Origin of the sequence: Mesorhizobium sp. M7A.F.Ca.US.006.01.1.1 (genome assembly GCF_003997935.1) — a bacterium.
Classification (GTDB): domain Bacteria; phylum Pseudomonadota; class Alphaproteobacteria; order Rhizobiales; family Rhizobiaceae; genus Mesorhizobium.
The window spans coordinates 1-21,692 of sequence record NZ_RZQL01000116.1 but is presented as its reverse complement, the minus strand read 5'-3'; the positions used below and the strand labels follow the sequence as shown (position 1 = coordinate 21,692).

Here is a 21,692-nt window from a genome sequence, read left to right as displayed (position 1 = left end):
GCCGGCTGGAACATCGTCACCACGTCCAATCCTGATGCGGCGCTCAATTTCGGCCTGGACGAGCATGTCGAACATGACGAGCGTTACCAAAGGGCGCGGGAGTTCTACGATGTCGTCACCGGCCTGTGGGACAGCTTCGCCGACAATGCCTTCGTCCGCGACGCCGAAAGCGGGCTCTATTTCGATCCGGCCAGGCTGCATGTGCTCGACCACAAGGGCGAGCATCTCTCGGTGCGCGGCCCACTCAACATCGCGCGGCCAATCCAGGGCTGGCCGGTCATCGTCCAGGCCGGCGCCTCGGAGGCAGGACGCCAGCTGGCGGCGGAGACAGCGGAGGTCATTTTCGCCGCCCATGCCGATCTCGCGGCGGGGCAGCGCTTCTTCGCCGACGTCAAAGGCCGTGCGGAGAGGCTTGGCCGGTCGCGTGACGACATCAAGATCCTGCCCGGCGCCTTTGTCGTTGTCGGCGACAGCGTCGAGGACGCGCAGGCCAGGCGGGCGAAGCTCGACAGTCTCGTCTATTACGAGAGCGGCATCGCCTCGCTGTCGATCGCCATCGGACATGATGCGTCCGGTTTTGATCCCGACGCACCCTTGCCCGAAATCCCCGAGACCAATGCCTCGAAGAGTGGCCGCGAGCGCGTCATCGAACTGGCGCGCCAGGAAAATCTGACGGTCAGGCAGCTCGCGCAAAGGCTGGGCGGCTATTCCGGGCTTGCCTTTGTTGGCACACCTGAAACAATCGCCGACGAGATGGAAGAATGGCTGGTCGGCGAGGGTTCCGACGGGTTCAACATCATGTTTCCCTACCTGCCTGCCGGGCTCGATGATTTTGCCGAGAAGGTGGTGCCCGAACTGCAGCGGCGAGGGATATTCAGGCGGCAATATGAGGGAACGACGTTGCGCGAGAATCTCGGCCTGAAGCGGCCGCCCAACCGGTTTTTCGATTAGAGCGTTCTTCGCAGGGAGGTTTTCGATGTCGATCCAGTCCAACACCCGCATCGTGCTCGCGGCGCGACCGCAAGGCCTGCCTAAATCGAGCGATTTCCGCACCGAGACAGTTGACCTTGTCCAGCCGGGAGAGGGCGAATTGCTGTTGCAGATCCTTTATCTGTCGCTCGATCCCTATATGCGCGGGCGCATGAACGCCACGAAATCCTATGCCAAGCCGGTCGATGTCGACGGCGTGATGGAAGGCGGCACCGTTGCGCGCGTCGTGATCTCTCGCCACCCGGAATTTGCCGAAGGGGATATCGTGTTGTCCCATTCCGGCTGGCAGAGTTTTGCATTGTCCGACGGCGTCGGGCTGCGCAAGCTCGATCCCGCGGCTGGACCCGTTACGACGGCTCTCGGCGTGCTCGGCATGCCGGGCTTCACGGCCTATGCCGGTCTGCTCATCATCGGACAGCCCAAGCCTGGCGAGACGGTCGTCGTGGCGGCGGCCAGCGGCGCGGTCGGGTCGGCCGTTGGCCAGATCGCGCGCATCAAGGGGGCACGTGCGGTCGGCATCGCCGGCGGTGCCGACAAGTGCGCCTTCGTGCGAGACGAACTCGGCTTCGATGCGGTCGTCGATCACCGTGCCGATGATTTTGCCGAGCAGTTGAAGGCAGCCTGCCCCGGCGGCATCGACATCTATTTCGAGAATGTCGGTGGTCCTGTCTGGGATGCGGTGTTTCCGCTGCTGAACGAGTTTGCGCGTGTGCCGGTCTGCGGGTTGATCGCGCAGTACAATGCCATCGCGGATGCCGGCATCGACCGGCTGCCGACATTGATGCAGCAAGTGCTGCACCGCAGCCTGTCGATCAGGGGTTTCATCCAGCGCGAATTTGTCGACCAGCGCCCGGCCTTCTATCGTGAGATGGCCGCCTGGATAGCATCCGGCCGGGTCCGTTACAGGGAAGATATCGTGGATGGCATCGAAAATGCGTCACAGGCCTTTCTCGGCCTGCTCGAAGGCAGGAATTTCGGCAAGTTGATCGTGCGCGTCGCGGAAATTCCCTGACGGCTTGGCCGCGAAATGTCAGGCGCCTAAAAAGTGTGCTTCGCGATTGGGCGCCGTTCACCACATCATGAAGGAGGCGACGTCCGCATCCGAGACCTTGCCGGCATTCACGTCGGCGATCGCCTGGTCGACGATTGCCACGCCCTCAGCCACCTCGTCCGGCGTCAGCGTCAACGGCGGCATGAACTCCAGCACATTCGCCTTCAGCCCGACATAGGTGAAGGCCGCTCCCAGCTCATAGCCGCGATAGATGATCTTGGCCGTGGTCGTCGCCGCAACCGGCTCACGTGTCGCACGGTCCTTGACCAGGTCGACGCCGATGGCAAGGCCGCGCCCGCGCACGTCACCGATGATCTCATGCCTGGCGGCGAGTGCCCGAAGCGCATCGGAAAATAGCATGCCGATCCGCGCCGAGCGCTCGACCAGGCCGTCCGTCCCGATCGTCTTCAGCACCGCGTTGCCGGCCGATGTCGCCACCGGGTTGCCCGCGGTCGTCTGCAGAGCGAAGGCCGGCGCATGGTCCATGATTTCCTTAGGGCCGATCACGGCCGACAATGGCAAGCCGCCGCCGATCCCTTTGCCGAAGACGACGAGGTCCGGCGTCAGTCCTTCATGCTGGAAACAGTGCATCATGCCGCTGCGGGCGAGCCCGACCTTGACCTCGTCGACAACTATTCTGATGCCGTGCTTGCGGCAACGCTCCTGCAATGCCTTGAGAAAGCCGGGCGGCGGCACGATCAGTCCGCCATCCGACATCAACGGCTCGATGAACACCGCCGCGACCTGATGCGGCGGGCAGGTGGTCTCGAACTGGTAGTCGAGCAGCGCAAGCACGTCCTCGCTGCTGAAATTCGGGCAGTACGGATCGGGATAGGGCAACAGAAGCACGCCCGGCCGGGGCAGTGTGTGGGTCATGGCGGTATGGCCGCTGATGCCCATCGAGCCGGAGAGGTTGCCGTGATAGGAGCCGATGAACGAGATGAAGCGCGAACGCCCGGTGGCCGCCTGCAGCACGCGCACCGCGCAGTCATTGGCGTCGGACCCGGAGTGGCCGAACCAGACACGCCGTTCGCCTTCTCCGGGCGTGATTGCCAGCAGCCGCTCCGCCAGCGATACGGCGGGCTCGTTGGGGTAGAGCAGCAGGCTGGCGCCGGCCATGTCGCGGATCGACGTTTCGACCGCTTCGACGATGGCCGGATGGCCGTAGCCGAGCACCGCCGGACCGGCCGATCCCGACAGGTCGAGCAAGGAGCGGCCGCCTTCCTCGATCAGCCGGTTGCCCCGGCCGCCGATGACGCTGAGCGGCGAGAAACGCAGCTTGCCGATCTGGGCGATGGTCGCGGCGTCACGCTCGCGCAGGCTTGGATTGCTCACGACACGGTTTCCGTCTCGAGTGCCGGCAGTGCCGCTAGACGGTCCGCCCATTCCTCGATGCCGGACCGTGTCGACAAAAGGTCCTGCCGGATCTCGACGAGGACGGCGGCGATGCCGCGATCGTCGCCATGGATGGGCACGGCGTAGTCGGCGTCGCGGCTGATCACATAGGGCACGTTGGCCGCGACATTGAGCGCCGCGTCGGCGCGCAGGCCCGAAAGGATCGCTTCGGCGAGACCTCTTGCTTGGTCATGCAGCACGCCGGCATGCCAGGGCCTGCTGACGCCGAGGAAGACCGGCGTGAAGGAATGGATCGTCACGATCCGCGTCTGCCGGCCTGCTTGTGCCCGGCGGTCGAGATGGGCGGTCACCCGGTCATGGAACGGCGAAAAGATGATCTCGGCGCGTCGGGTCCGCTCCGTCGCATCGATGCCGACATTGCCGGGAATGTCGGTGTCTTCCGACAGCACCGGAATGCTGCCTGGCGTGCCCAGCGGCCGGTTGAGGTCGATCAGCAGTCGCGAATAACCACTGAGGAAGGCCGGAGCATCGAGCTTCGACGACAGCAGGCGGGTCACTTCGGCGGCGCCGATATCCCAGGCGATGTGGCGCTGCAGATGGTGGGCATCGAGGCCGAGCTGCCGATACTCGGCCGGCATATGGTTGGACGCATGCTCGCACAACAGCACGATATCGGAACGGCCGTGCTCATTGAGGACTTCGACAGCCTCCGGCCAATCTTTTTCGGACTGTGCGGTCATCAACTGTGCGGTCATCAATAGAGCGTCCGATAGAGATCGCAGATGGAGGCCGGATCGAGACCGGCAAGACGCTCGGCTTCATGTCGCTTGAGGCCGACGAAGGTTTCGATGAAGACAGGCGCGAACCATCCCGTCACGATGCCGTCGGCCAGCAACGCGTCCAGTGCCGCCGGCAGGGTTTCGGGCAGGCGCACCAGACCGAGACTCGCCCGCTCAGCCTCGCTCATCAGTGTCGGGTCGCCGGTGACCAAAGGCGGCGACGGCAGGCCCGCCTTCAGCCCTTCCAGCCCGGCGCGGATGATCGCCGCCAGCGACAGATAGGGATTGCCGGTGGCGTCAGCGGCCCGGTATTCGATGTTGTATTGCCGCGCCGGATCGCGTCCGCCGATCGTCACAGTCGGGCAGATGCGCAGCGACGCCTCGCGGTCGCGGTCGGCGAGCCAGGTATAGGACGAACTCCAGCTGTGCGGCTTCAGCCGGTAGAAGGACGACACGCTCGACGCCGTCATCGCGGTCATTCCAGGCAGATGGCGCAGCACGCCGGCACAGAAGGCGCCGGCTTTGGCGGAAAGACCTCCGGGCTGCGTTGGATCGTATGTCACCGGCTTGCCGGCCTCGTCGACGAAGCTGAAATGGATGTGGACGCCGTTGCCGACGGCAGTTGGCGCGGTTTTGGGCGCGAAGCTCGCACGCCAGCCGGCATTGCGCGCCAATTCGCGCGTGATTTCGCGGATGGCGACGGCGCGGTCCGCCGCCGTCAGCGCGTCCGCCGGCTCGTGCGTCACCTCGAACTGCTCGTCGCCGAATTCGGCGATGACCACCTCGGGAGCGACTCCGGCTTCCTCGAGCGCCGCCATCAGGTTGGGCGCGAAGGGGTCCGTGCGGCGCAATGCGGCGAAAGACATCGAATGCGCCGGCGCGAAGCCACCGTCGGCGACATTGAACTCATGCTCGAAGGCGGCGATGACCGACAGGCCGGTTGCGGCTTTCAAATCGGCCAACGCGTCTTTGAGCATCGTGCGGGTGCAGCCGAGCCATGGGCTGCCATCGAGCTCGACGATGTCGCCGGCGACCATGTCGAACGGCGTCGCCGATCCGGTACGTGTCGTGCGAAAGCGCGCCTTGAGATCGGGGATCAGCCGCAGGTCGCCCGACGAGCCCCAGGGGTTGGGATCGACGATCGAGTTGAACGGCGTCAGCGACAGATTGGCCTGCAGCCAGCCGACGCCGGTCGTGGCGGTCTTCTGCAACTTGCTTTCGGCAACGAAACGGCCCCGCGTGACGGCAGAGAGATCCGTGGTGACGACGGCAACCAGAGGCTCGACAGTCGATGTCATGCCGTTTTTCCCAAAGCGTTGAAGCGGCCGACGATCGTGTCGGTGTCGGCCACCCAGCAGTAGCCGCCGAAGGCCTTGAGCGCGATGTCGTGGCGTTCTTGGGTAATGGTGGCGCAGGCATCCGAGACGCAAGTGACGAGATAGCCGCGGTCGGCGCCGTCGCGCACCGCCATGTCGACGCATTGATCGGTCAGCACGCCGACCACGACAAGGTAGCGGATGCCGAGGTTCTTGAGGAGATAGTCGACATTGGTCGAATTGAAGATGCCCGACGACGTCTTCGGCAGCATGATCTCGTCGCCAACCGGCGCCAGCGAAGCCACTGGCAGTCCCTCGGGGAGGCTGGGTGCAACATGGATCGGTGTCAGCTTGTGGTCGAGCGAGCGGTCACGGCCGTCTTCGGTCAGGCTCTGGATGATGGTGTGCAGCACCTCGACGCCATTGGCCCGCGCAGCGGCCAGCAGGCGCTCCTGGTTGGGGATCGTCTGCGATGATGTCTTCCGGTAGAAGTAGTGATCCGGCCCCCGCTCTGGATGCGACGGATCGGCGCCCGGCTCAAGCCAGATGCGCTGCATGTCGACGAGCAGCAGGGCCGTTTCGCCGGCACGGAAGGCTTCGTCTCGTTTGGGTAGGGCCTGGGTCATGCTTTGTCGTCCTGCTTTGCTGATTTGGGTCCCGGCGTCTTGCGGGGTCCGGGTATCTTGCGCGCGCCGTTCTCTTGCGGATCGCTGTCGAGCGTCACGGCATTGGCATGCCGGACCTTTTCGAGCCGCTCGATGCGGGCGCGCGCGTCGTCGCCCAGCGTCGAAACGATATGGGCGACCAGCGCTTCCATCTGTGCGATCGCCGGCGCCAGCGTGTCGTAGGGTGAGGCGACTTCGAGCGGGCTTACGATGGTGACTTCGGCGAGATCTGATATCGGCGACAGCCATTGGTCGGTGAACAGGACGATGCGCACATCAAGCGCCGCCGCCTGTTTTGCATAGGCCATCACATCGAGCTGGTAACGGCGATAGTCGAAGACGACGAGCACGTCGCGGCGGCCGAGGTCGGCGAGCGTGTCGAAGGTCTGCGGAGAAAGTACGCCGAGATCGCGAACCCCGGAGCGAAACTGCACGAGATAGCCGGCCAGCATGCCGGCGATGTGGCGGCTGAACCGGCCGCCAACCAGCACGACCTCGCCCTTGACCTCCATCAGCAGACGGGCCGCCCGCTCGTATGTCTGGACGGGTGTCGCGGCGGTGGCTTTCTGCAAGGCCGTGGTGACGCTATCGAGATAAGCCAGCACCGCGCTGTCGTTGGAACCGCTCTGCCGCTTGGCCTCCATCATCAGCAGCGGCGAGTGCAGTCTTGCCTCGACTTCGGCCAGAAGCTTCGCCTGGAAATCCGGAAACCCTTCATAGCCGAGCTTCATCACTAGCCGCACCACGGTTGGATCGCTGACGCCAGCGCGCCGGGCGAGCGATGAGGCGGTGCCGAGGCCGGAGGTCGGATAGTCCGTCAACAGCAGCCGGACGATCTTCTCCTCCGACGGCGTCAGCGCAAGATCCCCGCGCATCAGAACATCGCGTATCGCCATGGGCCTCCCCGGAATCCGTGTTCTCTTGTTTTGTCGAGTTTATTACAGAGATTTAAATCTCGGTCAACAATGAAGAGATGTTGACATTGCGCGATCGCTGGCCCTACCTTGTCGGAAAGCAGCCAAGAGACTGTGGGGAACAGCCATGCGAAATGGAAGCGACGTCATCGTCGTCGGTGCCGGTATTGTCGGATCGAGCGCCGCCTATCATCTGGCCAAAGCCGGCGTGAAGGTCACGCTGGTCGAGCAGAGCCATCCCGCCGGCGGCCCCTCGGGCAAATCGTCGGCGCTGCTGCATGCCTTCTACCTGATGCCGGAACTGTCGCAGCTTTCCATACGTGGCCGCGAGATCCTGGTGTCGCTGCCGGAGATCGCCGGCGAGAGCTCTTTCGTCACCGAAATCGGCATGATGTGGGTCTGCGGCAACGACAACAAGGTGAGTTGGACGGCGGCAGCCGAACGCATCCGCGGCGAGGGCGCGCGCATCGAGACATTGTCGCCGCAGGCCTTTGCCGACGTGGCACCCGGCTTTGCCCTGGACAATGTCGCGCTGGCACTGTGGGAACCCGAATATGGCTATGCCGATGCCTTCGGCGCCACCAACGCCATCGCCCGTGCCGCCCGAGCCAGTGGTGCCAAGATCATGCAGAACACGTTGGTCGAGAGCCTCCAGCGGCAGGGCGACCGCATCACCGGCGTCATCTTGACCGATGGATCGGTGCTGGAAGCCGATACGGTCGTCCTGGCCGCCGGGCCGTGGACGCGCCGCCTGTTGGCGACGGTCGGCCTCGATCTGCCGCTGCACGTCGAGCGCCATCCGATGGCCGTCCTCGACGCCGGCGGCAAGGCAAGGCAGGTCATGCCTTTCGCCTGGTGCGACGACATTTCTTGCAACTATGCACGGCCCGACAATGACGGCGTCATCCTGGCCGGAACCTGGGCCGGCGGCGGCACCGGCCTGCGCCACGAACATGCGGGCCGTCCGCGCTTCGTCGAAAATCCCGATGATTACATGGAGGCGTCGAGGAGCAGGAATCGGTCGAGATCCTGGAGACCTTCGCCACCCGTGTGCCGGCAATGGCGGAGCTTGGCATCCGGCCCGGTTATGCCGGTCTCTACGACATGAGCCCCGACGACCTGCCTGTCATCGGCGCCATGCCTGGGGTTGAAGGGCTGGTCGTTTCGGCGGGATCCTCCGGCCATGGCTTCAAGACCGGCCCAGCCGTCGGCGAGGCGGTGGCCAGACTGGTCACCGAAGGCGCGCAGCCCATCCTGGCGCCGTTTTCGCCCAGCCGCTTCAAGGCCGCGTGATGGCGTCGGTGACGATGAGCGAGAGCAAGCCCAGTGGCTTCATGCCGGCCGCGTTTCGCAACGCCACCGCCGATGCCTTGTGCATGGTGGCGGTGCTGCTGCTGATGGCGCTTGCCGCCTTCATCTTCGGCGGCGCCGCCATGCAACGCGTCGTCACCTATGCCGCGATCATGCTGACGGCGGTGCTTGGCCTGCAGATATTCTCCGGCAACAGCGGCATCGTCTCGTTCGGCCAGGCGGCCTTTGTCGGCCTCGGCGCCTATGCCACCGGCATTCTCACCATGCCGACGGGACTGCAGCGAACGGCGCTTCGCGACCTGCCGCAATTCCTCGCCGGCCATCAACTCTCCTTCCTCGCGGCGCTGGCCGTCGTCCTGGTCCTGGCGGTCGTCATCGGCCTGCTGACCGGTACGCCGCTGCTCAGGCTTTCCGGATCGAGCGCCTCGATCGCCACGCTTGCCATGCTGATCATCGTTTACACGCTGCTGGTGGCCGGGCGCGAGATCACCCGCGGCAGCCAACCCTTTTACGGCGTGCCGCGCGAGGTCGGGCTGTGGACCGCCGCCGCGATCGCTTCGGTGGCGCTGGTGGCGGCGAGGCTGTTTCGCGAAACCTCCTTCGGCCTTGCCACTCGCGCCGCCGCCAATGACGAGCGTGGTGCGGCCGCCGTCGGCGTCGACCAGCGCACCGCGCGTCTGGCCGCCTGGGTGGCGGGTGTCGTTGCCGCCATGGCCGCCGGCGCCATGATGGCGCAGTTTCTGGGTGCGTTCTCGCCACGCGATTTCTATTTCGACCTAGGCTTCACCATGCTTGCCATGCTGATCGTCGGCGGCATGACCTCGTCGCTCGGCGCTTTCGCCGGCGTCATCGTCACCATCGTTTTGGTCGAAGTGGTGCGCCGCTTCGAAGGCGGCGGCGAAGTGCTCGGCCTGCATCTGCCTGTCCTGTTCGGCTTGACCCAAGGCGTGCTGGCCATTGCCATGATCCTGGTCATCTGGCGACGCCCGACCGGTCTGTTCGGCGAACGCGAGCTCAATCTTTTGCGCCGGCCCGGACGCCAGACCGTGACGGCTTCGGCGGCACCTCCGCAGCATGTCGAGAGTGACCGGCTAACCGCCGACCATCTGTCGCGCCGCTATGCCGGCGTCGTCGCCGTCGACGACGTCAGCCTGAATTTCCAGACCGACAGCATCACCGGCATCATTGGCCCCAATGGCGCCGGCAAGACGACGCTGCTCAACATGCTGGCCGGTGACGTCAAGCCAAGTGCCGGCACCGTGTCGGTGGGTGGCGTGGTCCGCCAGGCTTCGGCTTTCCGCTTCGCCCGCTCCGGCGTTGCCCGCACCTTCCAGAACATCCGCGTCTTCCCGCACATGACGGTGCTGGAGAATGTCGTCGTCGCCGCACGCCAGGTGGAACCTGATCTTGGCCACGCCGAGGCGGCGGCCATGGGCGAGCTCGCACGCATGGGGCTGGAGAAATTTGCCGATCAACCGGCCGCCAGACTTGCCTATGGCCAGCGCCGCCGGCTCGAGGTGGCGCGCGCCCTGGCGTTGAAGCCGCGCTTCCTGCTGCTCGACGAACCGGCCGCCGGCATGAACGCCGTCGAGACCGCTGAACTGGTTTCGATCCTCTCGACAGTCCGCACCGAGCGCCGCATCGGCGTGGTGCTGATCGAGCATGACATGCGGCTGGTGATGAATTTGTGCGAGCGCATCGTCGTCATCGATCATGGCCGCGTCATCGCCGACGGCACGCCGGGCGACGTTCAGAAGAACCCCGCCGTGATCGCAGCCTATCTCGGCAGCCGTACGGCGCGGGCCAAGACCGCAACGCCTGAAAACCAGACCGCATAGACCGCAACGACCAACGATAAAAATCCAGAAGGAGAACCGACATGCCAAGCCTCTATCGCCTTCATCGCGCCGCTTTGTGCGCGGCCGTGTTCGGCATCGCCGCCATTTCGACGGCCAGCGCCGAGGAGATCATCATCGGTGCCGCGACCGCGCAGACCGGCGGCCTCGCTCCCTACGACCAGCCGGCACTTGCCGGCCTGCGCATGTCGCTCGACGAACTCAACGCCAAGGGTGGCCTCGCTGGCAAATACACCGTCAAGCTGCTGATCAAGGACACCCGTTCCGATACCGCGCAGACCGCCACCGTCGCCCAGGAACTGATCGACGCCGGCGCCAAGATCATGATCACGCCGTGCGATGCCGATCCCTCGATTTCCGCCGGCCAGCTGACCCAACCGCTTGGCATTCCGACCCTGACGCTGTGCGGCTCCGCCCCGGTGCTCACCGGCGCGGTCGGCGACGTCATGTTCGGCACCTATCCGGCCGACAATGTGCAGGCGACGGCGGTCGCCGACTTCGCCGTCTCCGAAGGCAAGAAGAAGGTGTTCCTGCTGACTTCGCCGGATTCCACCTACACCGCCAATCTGCCGGAATATTTCGGCAAGGTGTTCGAGAAGAAGGGCGGCGCCATTGTCGGCCGCGGTACCTTCAGCATGGGCCAGCCCGACTTTTCCGCCGAGATCACCAACATCAAGGGCCTGGCCGACAAACCGGACCTGATCATGACGGCGGCCTACGAGCCCGATTTCCCAGCCTTCATCCAGCAATTGCGCGGCGCCGGCGTCACCATCCCGGTCTATGGTGCCGATGCCATTGGCACGCCGACGATCAAGGCGCTCGGCAAACTGGTCGACGGCGTCGTCTACACCGCGGCCGGCTACGCCGAGCCGGGCAGCAAGCTCGAGGCCTTCAATACCGCCTTCACCAAATATGCCGGCCACGCACCAGAATCCACCTATGAGGTCAATGGCTACGAGATAGGCCTGATCCTCGACCAGGCGGTCAAGACGGCGGGCTCCGACGACCCGAAGGCGATCCGCGACGCCATCGCCGGCCTCAAGGATTTCGAAGGCATCACCGGCAAGATCACCTATGCCGGCACGGACCGCATGCCGCTGCGGCCGGTGGCGCTGATGCGCTACGAGGGCGGCGCGGCCAAGCATGTCGAGACCCTGATCCCTGAAGCCGCCGACGTTCCCGCACCGTGATGTCATGCTGAGCGTCGAAGCCCTGAAAATCCGGTACGGCGAAGTCGAAGCGGTGCGCCGCGTCGACCTCACCGTCGACAGCGGCGAGATCATCGCGCTGGTCGGCGCCAACGGTGCCGGCAAGAGTTCGACGCTCGGTGCCGTCGCTGGGCTGGTGCCGGCGGCGTCCGGCAAGGTGATCTTCGACGGTGTCGACATCACCGGCCTGGCGCCGGAGGCGATCGCCCGCAAGGGCGTCGCGCTGGTTCCCGAAGGCCGCCGCATCTTCTCCAGCCTGACGGTGGCCGACAATCTGCGTCTCGGCGGCGCGGTGCATCAGTCGGCGGCCGAGGCAAGGCTGCGCGAGGAGGAGATGCTGGAGCTGTTCCCGATCCTGCGCCGCTACCACCGCGTCAAGGGCGGCAATCTGTCGGGCGGCGAACAGCAGATGCTGGCCATCGCCCGCGCGCTGATGGGCAAGCCACGCATGATCCTGCTCGACGAGCCCTCGCTCGGCCTTGCCCCGCAACTGATCGACACCGTCTTCGACCTGATCGCCGAACTGCGCCGCAAGGGCCTGACCATCCTTCTGGTCGAACAGAATGTGGCGCTGGCGCTCGAAATCGCCGACCGCGCCGTCGTGCTCGCCAATGGCGAGGTGGTGCTGTCGGGCACGGCAAAAGAACTCGCTTCATCGGACCTCGTCCGCCAAGCCTATCTGGGAGCTTAAGAAGCATGATCGCGCAGCAGATCATCAATGCGGTGAGCCTCGGCGGCGTCTATGCGCTGCTGGCGCTCGGGCTGGCGATCGTCTTTTCCATCGTCGGCCTCATCAACTTCGCCCATGGCGAGTTGATGACGCTGTCGGGCTATGCGCTCCTGGCCTCGCTGGTGCTTGGCTTTCCCTTCCCGGTGGCGGTGCTTGTCGCCGTGTCCTGCGGCGCGCTCGCCGCTGTCGCCATGGAGCGCATCGCGTTCAGGCCGATGCGTGGCGCCAGCGTCACCAGTCTGCTGTTGACCAGCTTTGCTGTCTCCAGCCTGCTGAAGGTCGTCTTCCAGAACGGCATCTCGGCGCGGCCGCAGGCTGTCGCCATGCCCGGCTGGATGACCGGAGCTTTCTCCTTCGGCGATTTCACCTTCGGCGTCGGTCCCAGCATCTCCATCGTCGTCTCTGCACTGGCGCTGATTGCGCTCGAAATCTTCCTGCGCCGCTCGGTGACCGGCACGGCGATGCGCGCCGCGGCGGAAGATTTCGACGTCGTGCGCCTGATGGGCATTCCGGCCAGCCGCATCATCGCCACCGCCTTCCTGCTCTCCGGCCTGCTGGCCGGGCTGGCGGCCATGCTGTGGGTGGCGCAGCGCGCTTCGGTCGATCCGCTGATGGGCTTCACGCCGGTGCTGAAGGCGTTCATCGCAGCCGTCGTCGGCGGGCTGGGCAGCCTGCCCGGTGCGGTCGCCGGCGGCTTCCTGCTCGGCATCATCGAGGTGTTGCTGCAAGCGACATTGCCGGGAGCGATCGCGCCCTATCGCGACGCCATCGTGCTGTCGGGTGTCATCGCCGTGCTGCTGGTTCGCCCGCAAGGCCTGATCCCGGCGGTCCGCGCCCAGCGAAGCTGATCTATGTACAGCAAGCCTGAATTTGCGCCGCTGTCGCGCGACGAGGTACTCGGCCTGACCGAGGCGGCGGCCTTCGCCACGGTGGTGACAGCGGGACCGCAAGGGCTCGTCGTCTCGCATCTTGCCTTCGTGCTCGATCGCGCGCGTGGTGAAAACGCAACGCTGGTCTCGCATCTCGCCAGGGCCAATCCACACAGCGCGCTGATCGCCGAGGGCAGGGAGACGGCCGCCATCTTCCACGGTCCGCATGGCTACATCTCGCCGTCATGGTATCCGCGCAATCCGGTGCGCGACAGCGCGCCAACCTGGAATTTTGCCGTCGTGCATTGCCACGGGCATCCGGTGCCGCTCGACGATCATGCCACCGCCCGGCATCTCCTGCAGCTTGTCGATGTGCTGGAAAAAGATCGCGACGATCGGTGGCGCATGCGCGAGTTGGGACCAGGCGGCATGGAACGGCGCATATCTGGTATCATAGGGTTTGACCTGCCGATCGGGCGGCTCGAAGCCAAGTTCAAGATGGGACAGGATGAGCGCCTCTACGACACAGGCGGAGCCATCAAGGCGTTGGAGCAAAACGATCCGGCGCTGGCAACGATGATGAAGGCGCACAACGCGCATCGCCAGGACTGACCGCCTGCATGCGGCAAGGATAAGAAAAAATGATCCCCAATCTCAACATCGTACCCTTCGTCAGCGTCGATCATATGATGAAGCTGGTGCTGAAGATCGGCGTCGAGCGCTTCCTCGTCGAACTCGCTGGCTACATCGAGGATGATTTTCGCCGCTGGGAACTGTTCGACAAGACGCCGCGCGTCGCCTCGCACAGCGCCGAGGGGGTCATCGAGCTGATGCCGACCAGCGACGGCGAGGTCTACGGCTTCAAATATGTCAACGGTCACCCCAAGAACATGCGCGAGGGCCGGCAGACGGTGACCGCCTTCGGCATGCTCGCCGATGTCCACAATGGCTACCCTGTCCTGCTATCCGAAATGACCATCCTGACCGCGCTGCGCACGGCGGCGATGTCGGCTCTGGCCGCCAAGTACCTGGCGCCGGCCGGCTCCAGCTGCATGGCGCTGATCGGCAACGGCGCCCAGGCCGAATTCCAGGCGGTGGCTTTCAAGGCGCTGCTCGGCATCGGCAGGCTGAGGCTTTACGACATTGACCGCACGGCGACGCAAAAATGCATCCGTAATCTCGCCGGTCTCGGCTTCGACATGGCCGCCTGCGGCACCGCGCAGGAGGCGGTCGAAGGGGCCGACATCATCACCACGGTCACCGCCGACAAGCAGTACGCCACCATCCTCACCGACAACATGGTCGGCTCCGGGGTGCACATCAACGCGGTCGGCGGCGACTGTCCGGGCAAGACCGAGCTGCACCGCGATATCCTGCTGCGCTCCGACATCTTCGTCGAATATCCGCCGCAGACGCGCATCGAGGGCGAGGTCCAGCAGCTTGCACCGGATCATGAGGTGACCGAGCTATGGCAGGTGATGTCAGGCTCCGTGCAAGGCCGGCGCGATGCGACCCAGATCACGCTGTTCGACTCGGTCGGCTTCGCCATCGAGGATTTTTCGGCGCTGCGCTACGTCAGGGACCAGCTGAAGTCGACCGGCCTCTACCAGGAACTCGACATGCTGGCCGACCCTGACGAGCCGCGCGACCTGTTCGGCATGCTGCTGCGGGCGGCTCAGCAGGGTTGAGGCACAGGTTCAGCCGGTCGAACCCCACATGGCATCCGGCACGACCACCAGTTTGCCAACGAAATCCTTGGCGATGAAATCCGCCTGCGCATGGTGGAAATCGGAGAGCTTGTAGACGCCGCCGACCAGCGGCCGGATTTTCTTCGCCTCGATGTATCCAACGATACGACGGAAATCCGCGCGGGTGCCTTGGCTCGACCCATGCAGCTGCAGCTGCTTCAGATACATGGTCCTGAGATCGAGCTGCACGACCGGGCCGGCAATCGCCCCGGCGGTTGTGTAGCGGCCCTCGGGTCGCAGGATGCGAAGCAAGTCGTTGAAGATGGCGCCGCCGACGAGGTCGGCCACAACGTCGATCGGCTGGCCGCCTGTCGCTTCAGCCACGGCTCGCGGCATGTCGACGGCGCCACGGGTGATGACAGCCTCGGCGCCGATGTCGAGCACCGCCTGTTCCTTGCCTTTGCCGGCGACCGCATAAGGAATGGCGCCGCGCGCCCGCGCCAGCTGCACGATGCCGGAACCGACGCCGCCCGAAGCGCCGGTGACCAGCACGCGCTCGCCGGCCTTGAGTGCGGCGCGCTCCAGCATCTGCTCGCCCGTCAGATAGGCGCAGCAGAAGGTGGCGAGTTCGACGTCAGTCAGCTCGGTATCGATGACATGAGCATTCTCGGCCGGCACGGCCTGATATTCGGCATAGCCGCCATCGCGGCCATGGCCCATATAGTCGATGTCGGCGAGCGAATCGTCGTCGCGATTGTAGATCGAGAAATCGACCATCACCCGTTCGCCGATACGGTCCGGCGACACATCTTCGCCGACGGCGGCGATGATGCCGACGGTGTCGGTGCCCTGGATGCGCGGGAAGCTCAGCGTATTGCCCTGGCGCCGCCAGGTCGACACAGCCGCGGCATCCTCCTCCGTGCCATAGGCGCCCTGGCGCACCCAGACATCGGTGTTGTTCATCCCGCAGGCGCTGACCTTGACCAGCACTTCACCTGGCGCAGGCGCGGGCACTTTCACATCCTTGCGGTAGACGAGTTTTTCCGGTCCGCCGTGCCCGGTGAGCAGCACGGCGGCCATGGTGGCGGGGAGAGTTCTGGTCATGGCATTCATAGTCGATCTCAGAGATTGGCAAACACGCTCTTCACGGCATCGGCGGTCTTCGAAACGACGATGTCGGCTTCCTCGCGGGTCAGGCACAGCGGCGGCGCAAATCCAAGAATGTCGCCCTGCGGCATGGCGCGGCCGATGACGCCGCTTGCGGCAAGTGCCGTCGCCACCTGCGGTCCGATCTTGAGTGAGGCGTCGAAGAACACCCGGTCGTCTCTGTCGGCAACGAATTCCACCGCCGCCAGCATGCCGTCCCCGCGCACGTCGCCGACATTCCTGTGGCCTCCGACCGCCTTGGCCAGCTCGGCGCGGAAATAGGCGCCGATCTCCTTGGCATTTGTCACCAGGTCCATCTCGTCGATCAGTTCGAGATTGGCGACCCCGGCGGCAACGCAGATCGGATGCGCCGAATAGGTCCAGCCATGGCCGAGCGAACCGAGCTTGTCGGAGCCCTCAACCAGCACCTGCCACATCTTGTCGGCGACGATGACGCCCGACAGCGGCGCATAGGCCGAGGTCAGGCCCTTGGCGATGGTGATCAGGTCCGGCTTGATGCCGTAATGATCGGAGCCGAACATGGTGCCCAGCCGGCCGAAGCCCGTCACCACTTCGTCGGCGACCAGAAGCACGTCGTACTTCTTCAACACCGCCTGGATCTTTTCCCAATAGAAGGCCGGCGGCGGCACGATGCCGCCAGTGCCGAGGATCGGCTCGCCGATGAAGGCCGCGACGGTTTCCGGACCCTCGGCCAGGATCATCTCCTCGAGCTTGTCGGCGCAATGCTGTGAAAACTGCTCTTCGCTCATCGAGCGGTCGGCGCGGCGGAAATAGTAGGGCGCCTCGGTATGCAGGATCGGCGCGCGCGGCAGGTCGAAGGCGTTGTGGAACAGATCGAGCCCGGTCAGCGAACCGGTCATCACGCCCGAGCCGTGATAGCCGCGCCAGCGCGAGATGATCTTCTTCTTCTCCGGCCGGCCGAGCACGTTGTTGTAGTACCAGATCAGCTTGATGTTGGTTTCGTTGGCATCCGAACCGGAGAGGCCGAAATAGACCCGCGACATGCCCTGCGGCGCGCGATCGATGATCATCTTGGCCAGCGTGATCGAGGCCTCGGTGCCGTGGCCGACATAGGCGTGGTAGTAGGCGAGGTTCTTCGCCTGGGCGGCGATGGCATCGGCGATCTTCTGACGGCCGTAGCCGACATTGACGCAGTAGAGGCCGGCGAAGGCATCGAGGCTCTTCCTGCCATTGTTGTCCCAGACGGTGACGCCTTCGCCGCCGGCCATGATGCGCGTCGGGCTTTCGCCCCGCGCATGCGTGCCCATATGGGTCGAGGGATGGAAGAAGTGGTCGCGATCCCAGGCGGCGAGTTCGTTGGACTGGTCGAGCATTCTTTTGACTCCTTGAAAGGTCCGGGCGGGTCTAAGCCACGTCCAGGCAGAGATACTTGAGATCGGTGAAAGCCTCGAGTCCGTGGCGCGAACCTTCGCGCCCGATGCCCGATTGCTTGACGCCGCCGAACGGGATCGGCGCGCCGGTGATCTTGACGCGGTTGATAGCGACCATGCCGTAGTCCAGCGCACGGCCCATGCGCTGCTGGCGGGCGCCGTTCTCGGTGACGACATAGGCGACGAGGCCATATTCGGTGGCGTTGGCGCGGGCGATCACCTCGTCCTCGCTGTCAAAAGGCGTCACGGCGGCAACCGGGCCAAAGGTCTCTTCGCGCATGATCAGCGCCGCGTCGGTGACGTCGGCCAGCAGTGTCGGCTGGTAGAACAGGGGGCCAGCCTGATGTCGCTTGCCGCCGGTGAGGCAGCGCGCCCCATGGGTCAGCGCGTCTGCGACCTGCTCTTCCACCTTCTTGATGGCGCGCTCATGCATCAGCGGCCCGATGTCGATCTTCTCGGCTAGGCCATTGCCGGTCCGCAGCGTCTCGATGCGCTTGGCGAAGGCGGCGCAGAACCGATCGTAGATCGGACGTTGGACGTAGATGCGGTTGGCGGCGAGGCAGTCCTGGCCCGACGTGGCGAATTTGGCATCGATGGCGATATCAACCGTCTTGGCCAGATCGGCATCGGCAAAGACGATCAGTGGGGCATGGCCGCCAAGCTCCATCACCAGCCGCTTCATGGTTGGCGCGCTTTGGGCGGCGATCAGCCGGCCGATCTCGGTCGAGCCGGTGAAACTCATGGCGCGGACGCGCGGGTCTTCGCACATCCGCCCGACGATGGTCGAAGCCTTGCCGGTGATGATGTTGAAGACGCCGGCGGGCAGGCCGGCGCGTTCGCCGAGCTCGGCCAGCGCCAGCGCCGACAGCGGCGTTTCCGAGGACGGATGCGCAACGATGGTGCAACCGGCGGCAAGCGCTGCCGCCGCCTTGCGGGTCAGCATCGCCGACGGAAAATTCCAAGGCGTGACGACACCGACGACGCCGAGCGGCTCGCGCCGCACCATCATCTCGGCGCCCGGCAGATGGCTGGTGACGCTCTCGGCGTTCATGCGCTTTGCTTCTTCGGCATACCATTCGACGAAGGAGGCGGCGTAGTCGATCTCGCCCAGCGACTCCTGCAGCGGCTTGCCCTGTTCCAGCGTCATCAGCAGAGCCAGATCATCCTTGGCGCCGACGATCAGCTCGAACCATTTTCGCAGAATTTTCGAGCGCTCCTGCGGCAACAGCGCCCGCCAGGCCGGGAAGACACGCGCGGCGGCATCGATCGCCTTTGTCGTCTGCCGGCCGTCGAGCGCGGAGACGAAAGCGACTGTGGTGCCGGTGGCCGGGTCGTTGATCTCGAAGCTTTCGGCGGCCTCGCTTGCGGTCCAGTGGCCATCGACATAGGCGAGTTCACGCAGCAGCCGGCGGTCGGTCAGGCGGTCGAGCGCTTCATGGCGATGCGAGCGGGCGAAATGCGCGGACATGGTCAAAGCCTCCCGGTTCGGACTGATGCGGGAAGACTATCCGCCCGATGCAGATAGAGAGGCTGTTTGGAAGTCCTGACGTAGAGAGACTCTCTCTATCGGGTTGCCCGGCGAGAGAATCTCTCCGCTCCTATGACGACGCCGGCAAAAGCTCTGCGAGGGGCAGCGCGACCTCGTCCTTGACGGTCTTGATGACGATGTAGGTGAAGTAGCGATCGATGCCGATCTCGCGTTCCAGCAAGCCATCGACCAGCCGCTGATAGGCGTCGATATCGCGCGCCATTACCTTCAACAGATAGTCGACGCCGCCGCCGACAGACCAGCAGGCGACGATCTCGGGAACATCGCGGATAACGCGCTCGAAACGGTCGAAATCGGCCTGGCGGTGGTTTGCCAGGGTCACCTCCATCAGCACGGTGGCAACGGGTGCCACGACGCGCATGGCGATCCTGGCGTGATAGCCCGAGACGATGCCTGCCTTTTCCAGCTTGCGCAGCCGCATCCAGCACGGCGTCGGAGACAGCCCGACCTGCTCGGCCAGCGCCAGCTTGGTGATGCGTCCGTCGCGCTGGATGGCGTCGAGGATTTTCAGGTCGATCGGGTCGAGTTTCGCTGATGTCATCAGGGCTCACTTTTAGTCCAGATACCATGACGGCGCATTATTTCGATTGTCAATTGCACTGATTTCGATCTCTAATAAGTCATGACATTGTGGCAACCCGATCCCGCACTCATCAGGCGGCCGGCATATCAATCGCTGGCCGACCAGTTCGCGCGCGCCATCCATGACGGGCGCCTTGCCAATGGCGCACGGTTGCCGACCCATCGCCGGCTGGCCGACGATCTGAAACTTTCGGTGCAGACGGTCAGCCGCGCCTATGAGGAACTGATCCGGCGCGGCCTGATTTCGGGGGAGATCGGCCGCGGCAGCTTCGTCCAGACGCAGCGCCGCGAGCCGGAGCCGCCCTATCTGCCGGAAAGATTGGGCGAAGTCATTGACCTGTCGATCCTGAAGCCAGTCTGCGAGCCGATGCATCTTGAGCGGCTGAAACAGGCACTGGGCTGGCTGGCGGAAAACCTGCCGTCGAGTTCAGCACTTTCGTTCCGGCCCAACATGGTGTTTCCCCGCCACCGCGCGGTGGCGGTCGAATGGTTGAGACTGTGCGGGCTCGACACCTCCGCGCAGAACATCAGCCTGACCAACGGCGCCACCGCCGGCATGACGGTGGCGCTGATGAGCGTTGCGCCGCCGGGCTCGACGGTCGCCACGGAGACGATCGGCCATCACACGCTGGTGCCGTTGGCACGCTATCTCGGCTTCAACCTCGAAGGCCTGCCGATCGACGAGAACGGCCTTATCCCTGAAGCGCTGGACGAGGCCTGCCGGCTTTCCGACATCCGCGCGGTCTTCGTGCAGCCCTCGGTGATCAACCCGACGGCGACGCTGATGGATGCGCGGCGGCGCGAAGAAATCGCCGCGGTCGCGCGCAAGCACGACATCGCCATCATCGAGAACGATGTGCTTGGTCCGCTGGTCGAAGACCGGCCGCCGCCGGTTGCCGCGTTCGCGCCGGAGCGCACGCTCTACGTCACCTCCTTCACCAAGATCACCGTACCCGGTCTGCGCATCGGCTATCTGGCCGCGCCCGACCGCTACGTTGCTGCCGTCGCCAACCGGCATCTGGTTTCGAACTGGATGGCGACGCCGCTGGTGGCCGAGATCGCCACAAAGTGGGTGACCGACGGCACGGCGATGGAGCTTGTCCACTGGCAGCGCGCGGCTTTGCGGCGCCGGCAGGATATTGCAGCGCAAGTGCTGGCGGGGGTCGACTATCGCGCCCGGCGCGACGGGTTGCATGTCTGGCTGCAACTGCCGGCCGACCGGGCCGAGGAAAGCTTTGTCGCCCAGGCTCGCCTGCAGGGCGTGGCGATTGCCCCCGGCACATCCTTTCGTATTTCGGCTGCGCCCTGGCATCCGGCGGTGCGTATCTCGCTGGGTTCGACCACCGAGGGGGAACTGCGCGCCGGCCTCGGCGTTGTCACCAAGCTGCTGCTTGGCGATCCGGAGCATCTGCTGCTCGCAATCTAGGCCAGAAATGCCCGGAAATTGTGCGGAATCAGAATAATTGTCATGATATTATTTTCCCAATTGACATGATTTGGCGCGTTCCGCATCGTTAAGGGGCACAGGCTTCTCCAGCACGGGGAATTTATTTGTCCGCATCAGCGCCCATCATCAAGATCGACGGCATCTCGAAGAGCTTCGGCAGCTTCAAGGTGCTGGACGGCCTGTCGATGCAGGTCATGCCCGGCGAGAAGCTGGCGCTGATCGGCCCGTCGGGCTCGGGCAAGACGACGATCCTGCGCATCCTGATGACGCTGGAGCGCATCGATGGCGGTCATATCCAGATCGACGGCGAGCAGCTCTACCACATGGAGCGCAATGGCCAGCTGTTGCCCGCCGATGAGCGGCATCTGACAAGAATGCGTCAGAAGATCGGCATGGTGTTCCAGCTGTTCAACCTGTTTCCGCACAAGTGCGTCATGGACAATGTCACGCTGGCGCCGATGCTGACCAAGGGCACGCCACGCGCCGCCGCCGAAAAGCGGGCGATGGAACTGCTCGAAATGGTCGGCATGGCCGACAAGGCCAAGTCCATGCCGGCGCAGCTGTCCGGTGGCCAGAAGCAACGCGTGGCGATCGCCCGGGCACTCGCGCTGTCGCCGAAGATCATGCTTTTCGACGAGGTGACGTCGGCGCTCGATCCGGAGCTCGTCGAGGAGGTGATGAACGTCATGCGCAAACTCGCCGCCGAGACCGACATGACCATGCTGCTGGTCACCCACGAGATGGGTTTCGCCCACGATTTCGCCGACCGGGTGCTGTTCTTCGATCGTGGCAGAATCGTCGAGGAAGGCAAGCCGGACGAGAT

General features: G+C 64.7%; 21 protein-coding genes. 12 read left to right on the top strand and 9 right to left on the bottom strand.

Annotated features, from left to right (window positions below):
* The coding region (locus EN943_RS20395; RefSeq protein WP_127414371.1) for an NtaA/DmoA family FMN-dependent monooxygenase at window positions 1-951 on the top strand (951 nt) is incomplete at its 5' end.
* A gap of 25 nt (window positions 952-976) precedes the next feature.
* Window positions 977-2,002: an NADP-dependent oxidoreductase gene (locus tag EN943_RS20390; RefSeq protein ID WP_127414370.1), complete on the top strand. Its 1,026-nt coding sequence runs from the start codon at window positions 977-979 to the stop codon at window positions 2,000-2,002.
* Between the two features lie 57 nt (window positions 2,003-2,059).
* On the opposite strand, the gene EN943_RS20385 is transcribed toward EN943_RS20390, so the two are convergent.
* Genes EN943_RS20385 through EN943_RS20365 form a run of 5 tightly spaced genes read right to left on the bottom strand, consistent with a single transcriptional unit; the run spans window position 2,060 to window position 7,053 of the window.
* Window positions 2,060-3,376: an aspartate aminotransferase family protein gene (locus EN943_RS20385; RefSeq protein WP_127414369.1), complete on the bottom strand. Its 1,317-nt coding sequence runs from the start codon at window positions 3,374-3,376 to the stop codon at window positions 2,060-2,062.
* Complete coding sequence (locus EN943_RS20380; RefSeq protein WP_127414372.1) at window positions 3,373-4,137, bottom strand: N-formylglutamate amidohydrolase; 765 nt, start codon at window positions 4,135-4,137, stop codon at window positions 3,373-3,375. Before EN943_RS20380 ends, EN943_RS20385 begins: the two co-directional genes overlap by 4 nt.
* 14 nt (window positions 4,138-4,151) lie before the next feature.
* On the bottom strand, window positions 4,152-5,474 hold the full coding sequence (locus tag EN943_RS20375; protein WP_127414368.1) for a glutamine synthetase: 1,323 nt from the start codon (window positions 5,472-5,474) through the stop codon (window positions 4,152-4,154).
* Complete coding sequence (locus EN943_RS20370; protein WP_127414367.1) at window positions 5,471-6,118, bottom strand: isochorismatase family cysteine hydrolase; 648 nt, start codon at window positions 6,116-6,118, stop codon at window positions 5,471-5,473. The genes EN943_RS20375 and EN943_RS20370 overlap by 4 nt, the downstream gene beginning before the upstream one ends.
* Window positions 6,115-7,053 carry a MurR/RpiR family transcriptional regulator gene (locus EN943_RS20365; RefSeq protein ID WP_127414366.1) on the bottom strand — a complete coding sequence of 313 codons (939 nt, stop codon included), beginning with the start codon at window positions 7,051-7,053 and terminating at the stop codon, window positions 6,115-6,117. The genes EN943_RS20370 and EN943_RS20365 overlap by 4 nt, the downstream gene beginning before the upstream one ends.
* A 145-nt stretch (window positions 7,054-7,198) precedes the next feature.
* Between EN943_RS20365 and EN943_RS20360 the strand changes: the two genes are divergently transcribed.
* The 8 genes from EN943_RS20360 to EN943_RS20330 are packed head-to-tail and all read left to right on the top strand — an operon-like array spanning window position 7,199 to window position 14,733.
* Window positions 7,199-8,179, top strand: coding sequence for an FAD-dependent oxidoreductase (locus EN943_RS20360; protein ID WP_281060853.1), 981 nt, complete (start codon window positions 7,199-7,201; stop codon window positions 8,177-8,179).
* Window positions 8,131-8,364 (top strand): FAD-dependent oxidoreductase, encoded by a 234-nt coding sequence (locus tag EN943_RS38835; RefSeq protein ID WP_281060852.1) that lies wholly within the window; start codon window positions 8,131-8,133, stop codon window positions 8,362-8,364. The genes EN943_RS20360 and EN943_RS38835 overlap by 49 nt, the downstream gene beginning before the upstream one ends.
* Window positions 8,365-8,378: 14 nt before the next feature.
* Entirely contained in the window at window positions 8,379-10,220 is a 1,842-nt protein-coding gene (locus tag EN943_RS20355; protein ID WP_245475917.1) for a branched-chain amino acid ABC transporter ATP-binding protein/permease, read from the top strand.
* 41 nt (window positions 10,221-10,261) lie between these two features.
* On the top strand, window positions 10,262-11,428 hold the full coding sequence (locus EN943_RS20350; protein WP_127414364.1) for an ABC transporter substrate-binding protein: 1,167 nt from the start codon (window positions 10,262-10,264) through the stop codon (window positions 11,426-11,428).
* A gap of 4 nt (window positions 11,429-11,432) precedes the next feature.
* Window positions 11,433-12,137, top strand: a complete 705-nt coding sequence (locus EN943_RS20345; protein ID WP_127414363.1) for an ABC transporter ATP-binding protein — start codon at window positions 11,433-11,435, stop codon at window positions 12,135-12,137.
* A 5-nt stretch (window positions 12,138-12,142) separates the two neighbouring features.
* Complete coding sequence (locus tag EN943_RS20340; protein ID WP_127414362.1) at window positions 12,143-13,024, top strand: branched-chain amino acid ABC transporter permease; 882 nt, start codon at window positions 12,143-12,145, stop codon at window positions 13,022-13,024.
* Between the two features lie 3 nt (window positions 13,025-13,027).
* Window positions 13,028-13,657, top strand: a complete 630-nt coding sequence (locus tag EN943_RS20335) for an FMN-binding negative transcriptional regulator (protein ID WP_127414361.1) — start codon at window positions 13,028-13,030, stop codon at window positions 13,655-13,657.
* A 29-nt stretch (window positions 13,658-13,686) separates the two neighbouring features.
* Window positions 13,687-14,733, top strand: coding sequence for an ornithine cyclodeaminase (locus EN943_RS20330; RefSeq protein WP_127414360.1), 1,047 nt, complete (start codon window positions 13,687-13,689; stop codon window positions 14,731-14,733).
* 9 nt (window positions 14,734-14,742) lie between these two features.
* On the opposite strand, the gene EN943_RS20325 is transcribed toward EN943_RS20330, so the two are convergent.
* From EN943_RS20325 to EN943_RS20310, 4 genes are all read right to left on the bottom strand, one after another.
* A complete protein-coding gene (locus EN943_RS20325) occupies window positions 14,743-15,846 on the bottom strand; it encodes an alcohol dehydrogenase family protein (RefSeq protein ID WP_127414359.1) in 1,104 nt (367 codons plus the stop codon).
* A gap of 8 nt (window positions 15,847-15,854) precedes the next feature.
* Window positions 15,855-17,234, bottom strand: a complete 1,380-nt coding sequence (locus EN943_RS20320) for an aspartate aminotransferase family protein (RefSeq protein WP_127414358.1) — start codon at window positions 17,232-17,234, stop codon at window positions 15,855-15,857.
* Window positions 17,235-17,265: 31 nt separating this feature from the next.
* Complete coding sequence (locus EN943_RS20315) at window positions 17,266-18,759, bottom strand: NAD-dependent succinate-semialdehyde dehydrogenase (RefSeq protein WP_127414357.1); 1,494 nt, start codon at window positions 18,757-18,759, stop codon at window positions 17,266-17,268.
* Window positions 18,760-18,889: 130 nt separating this feature from the next.
* Window positions 18,890-19,381 carry an Lrp/AsnC family transcriptional regulator gene (locus tag EN943_RS20310; RefSeq protein WP_027035594.1) on the bottom strand — a complete coding sequence of 164 codons (492 nt, stop codon included), beginning with the start codon at window positions 19,379-19,381 and terminating at the stop codon, window positions 18,890-18,892.
* Between the two features lie 81 nt (window positions 19,382-19,462).
* On the opposite strand from EN943_RS20310, the gene EN943_RS20305 reads away from it, so the two are divergent.
* Together EN943_RS20305 and ehuA are read left to right on the top strand one after the other, a co-directional pair.
* Complete coding sequence (locus EN943_RS20305; protein WP_127414356.1) at window positions 19,463-20,848, top strand: PLP-dependent aminotransferase family protein; 1,386 nt, start codon at window positions 19,463-19,465, stop codon at window positions 20,846-20,848.
* 125 nt (window positions 20,849-20,973) lie between these two features.
* The coding region (ehuA, locus tag EN943_RS20300; RefSeq protein WP_127414355.1) for an ectoine/hydroxyectoine ABC transporter ATP-binding protein EhuA at window positions 20,974-21,692 on the top strand (719 nt) is incomplete at its 3' end.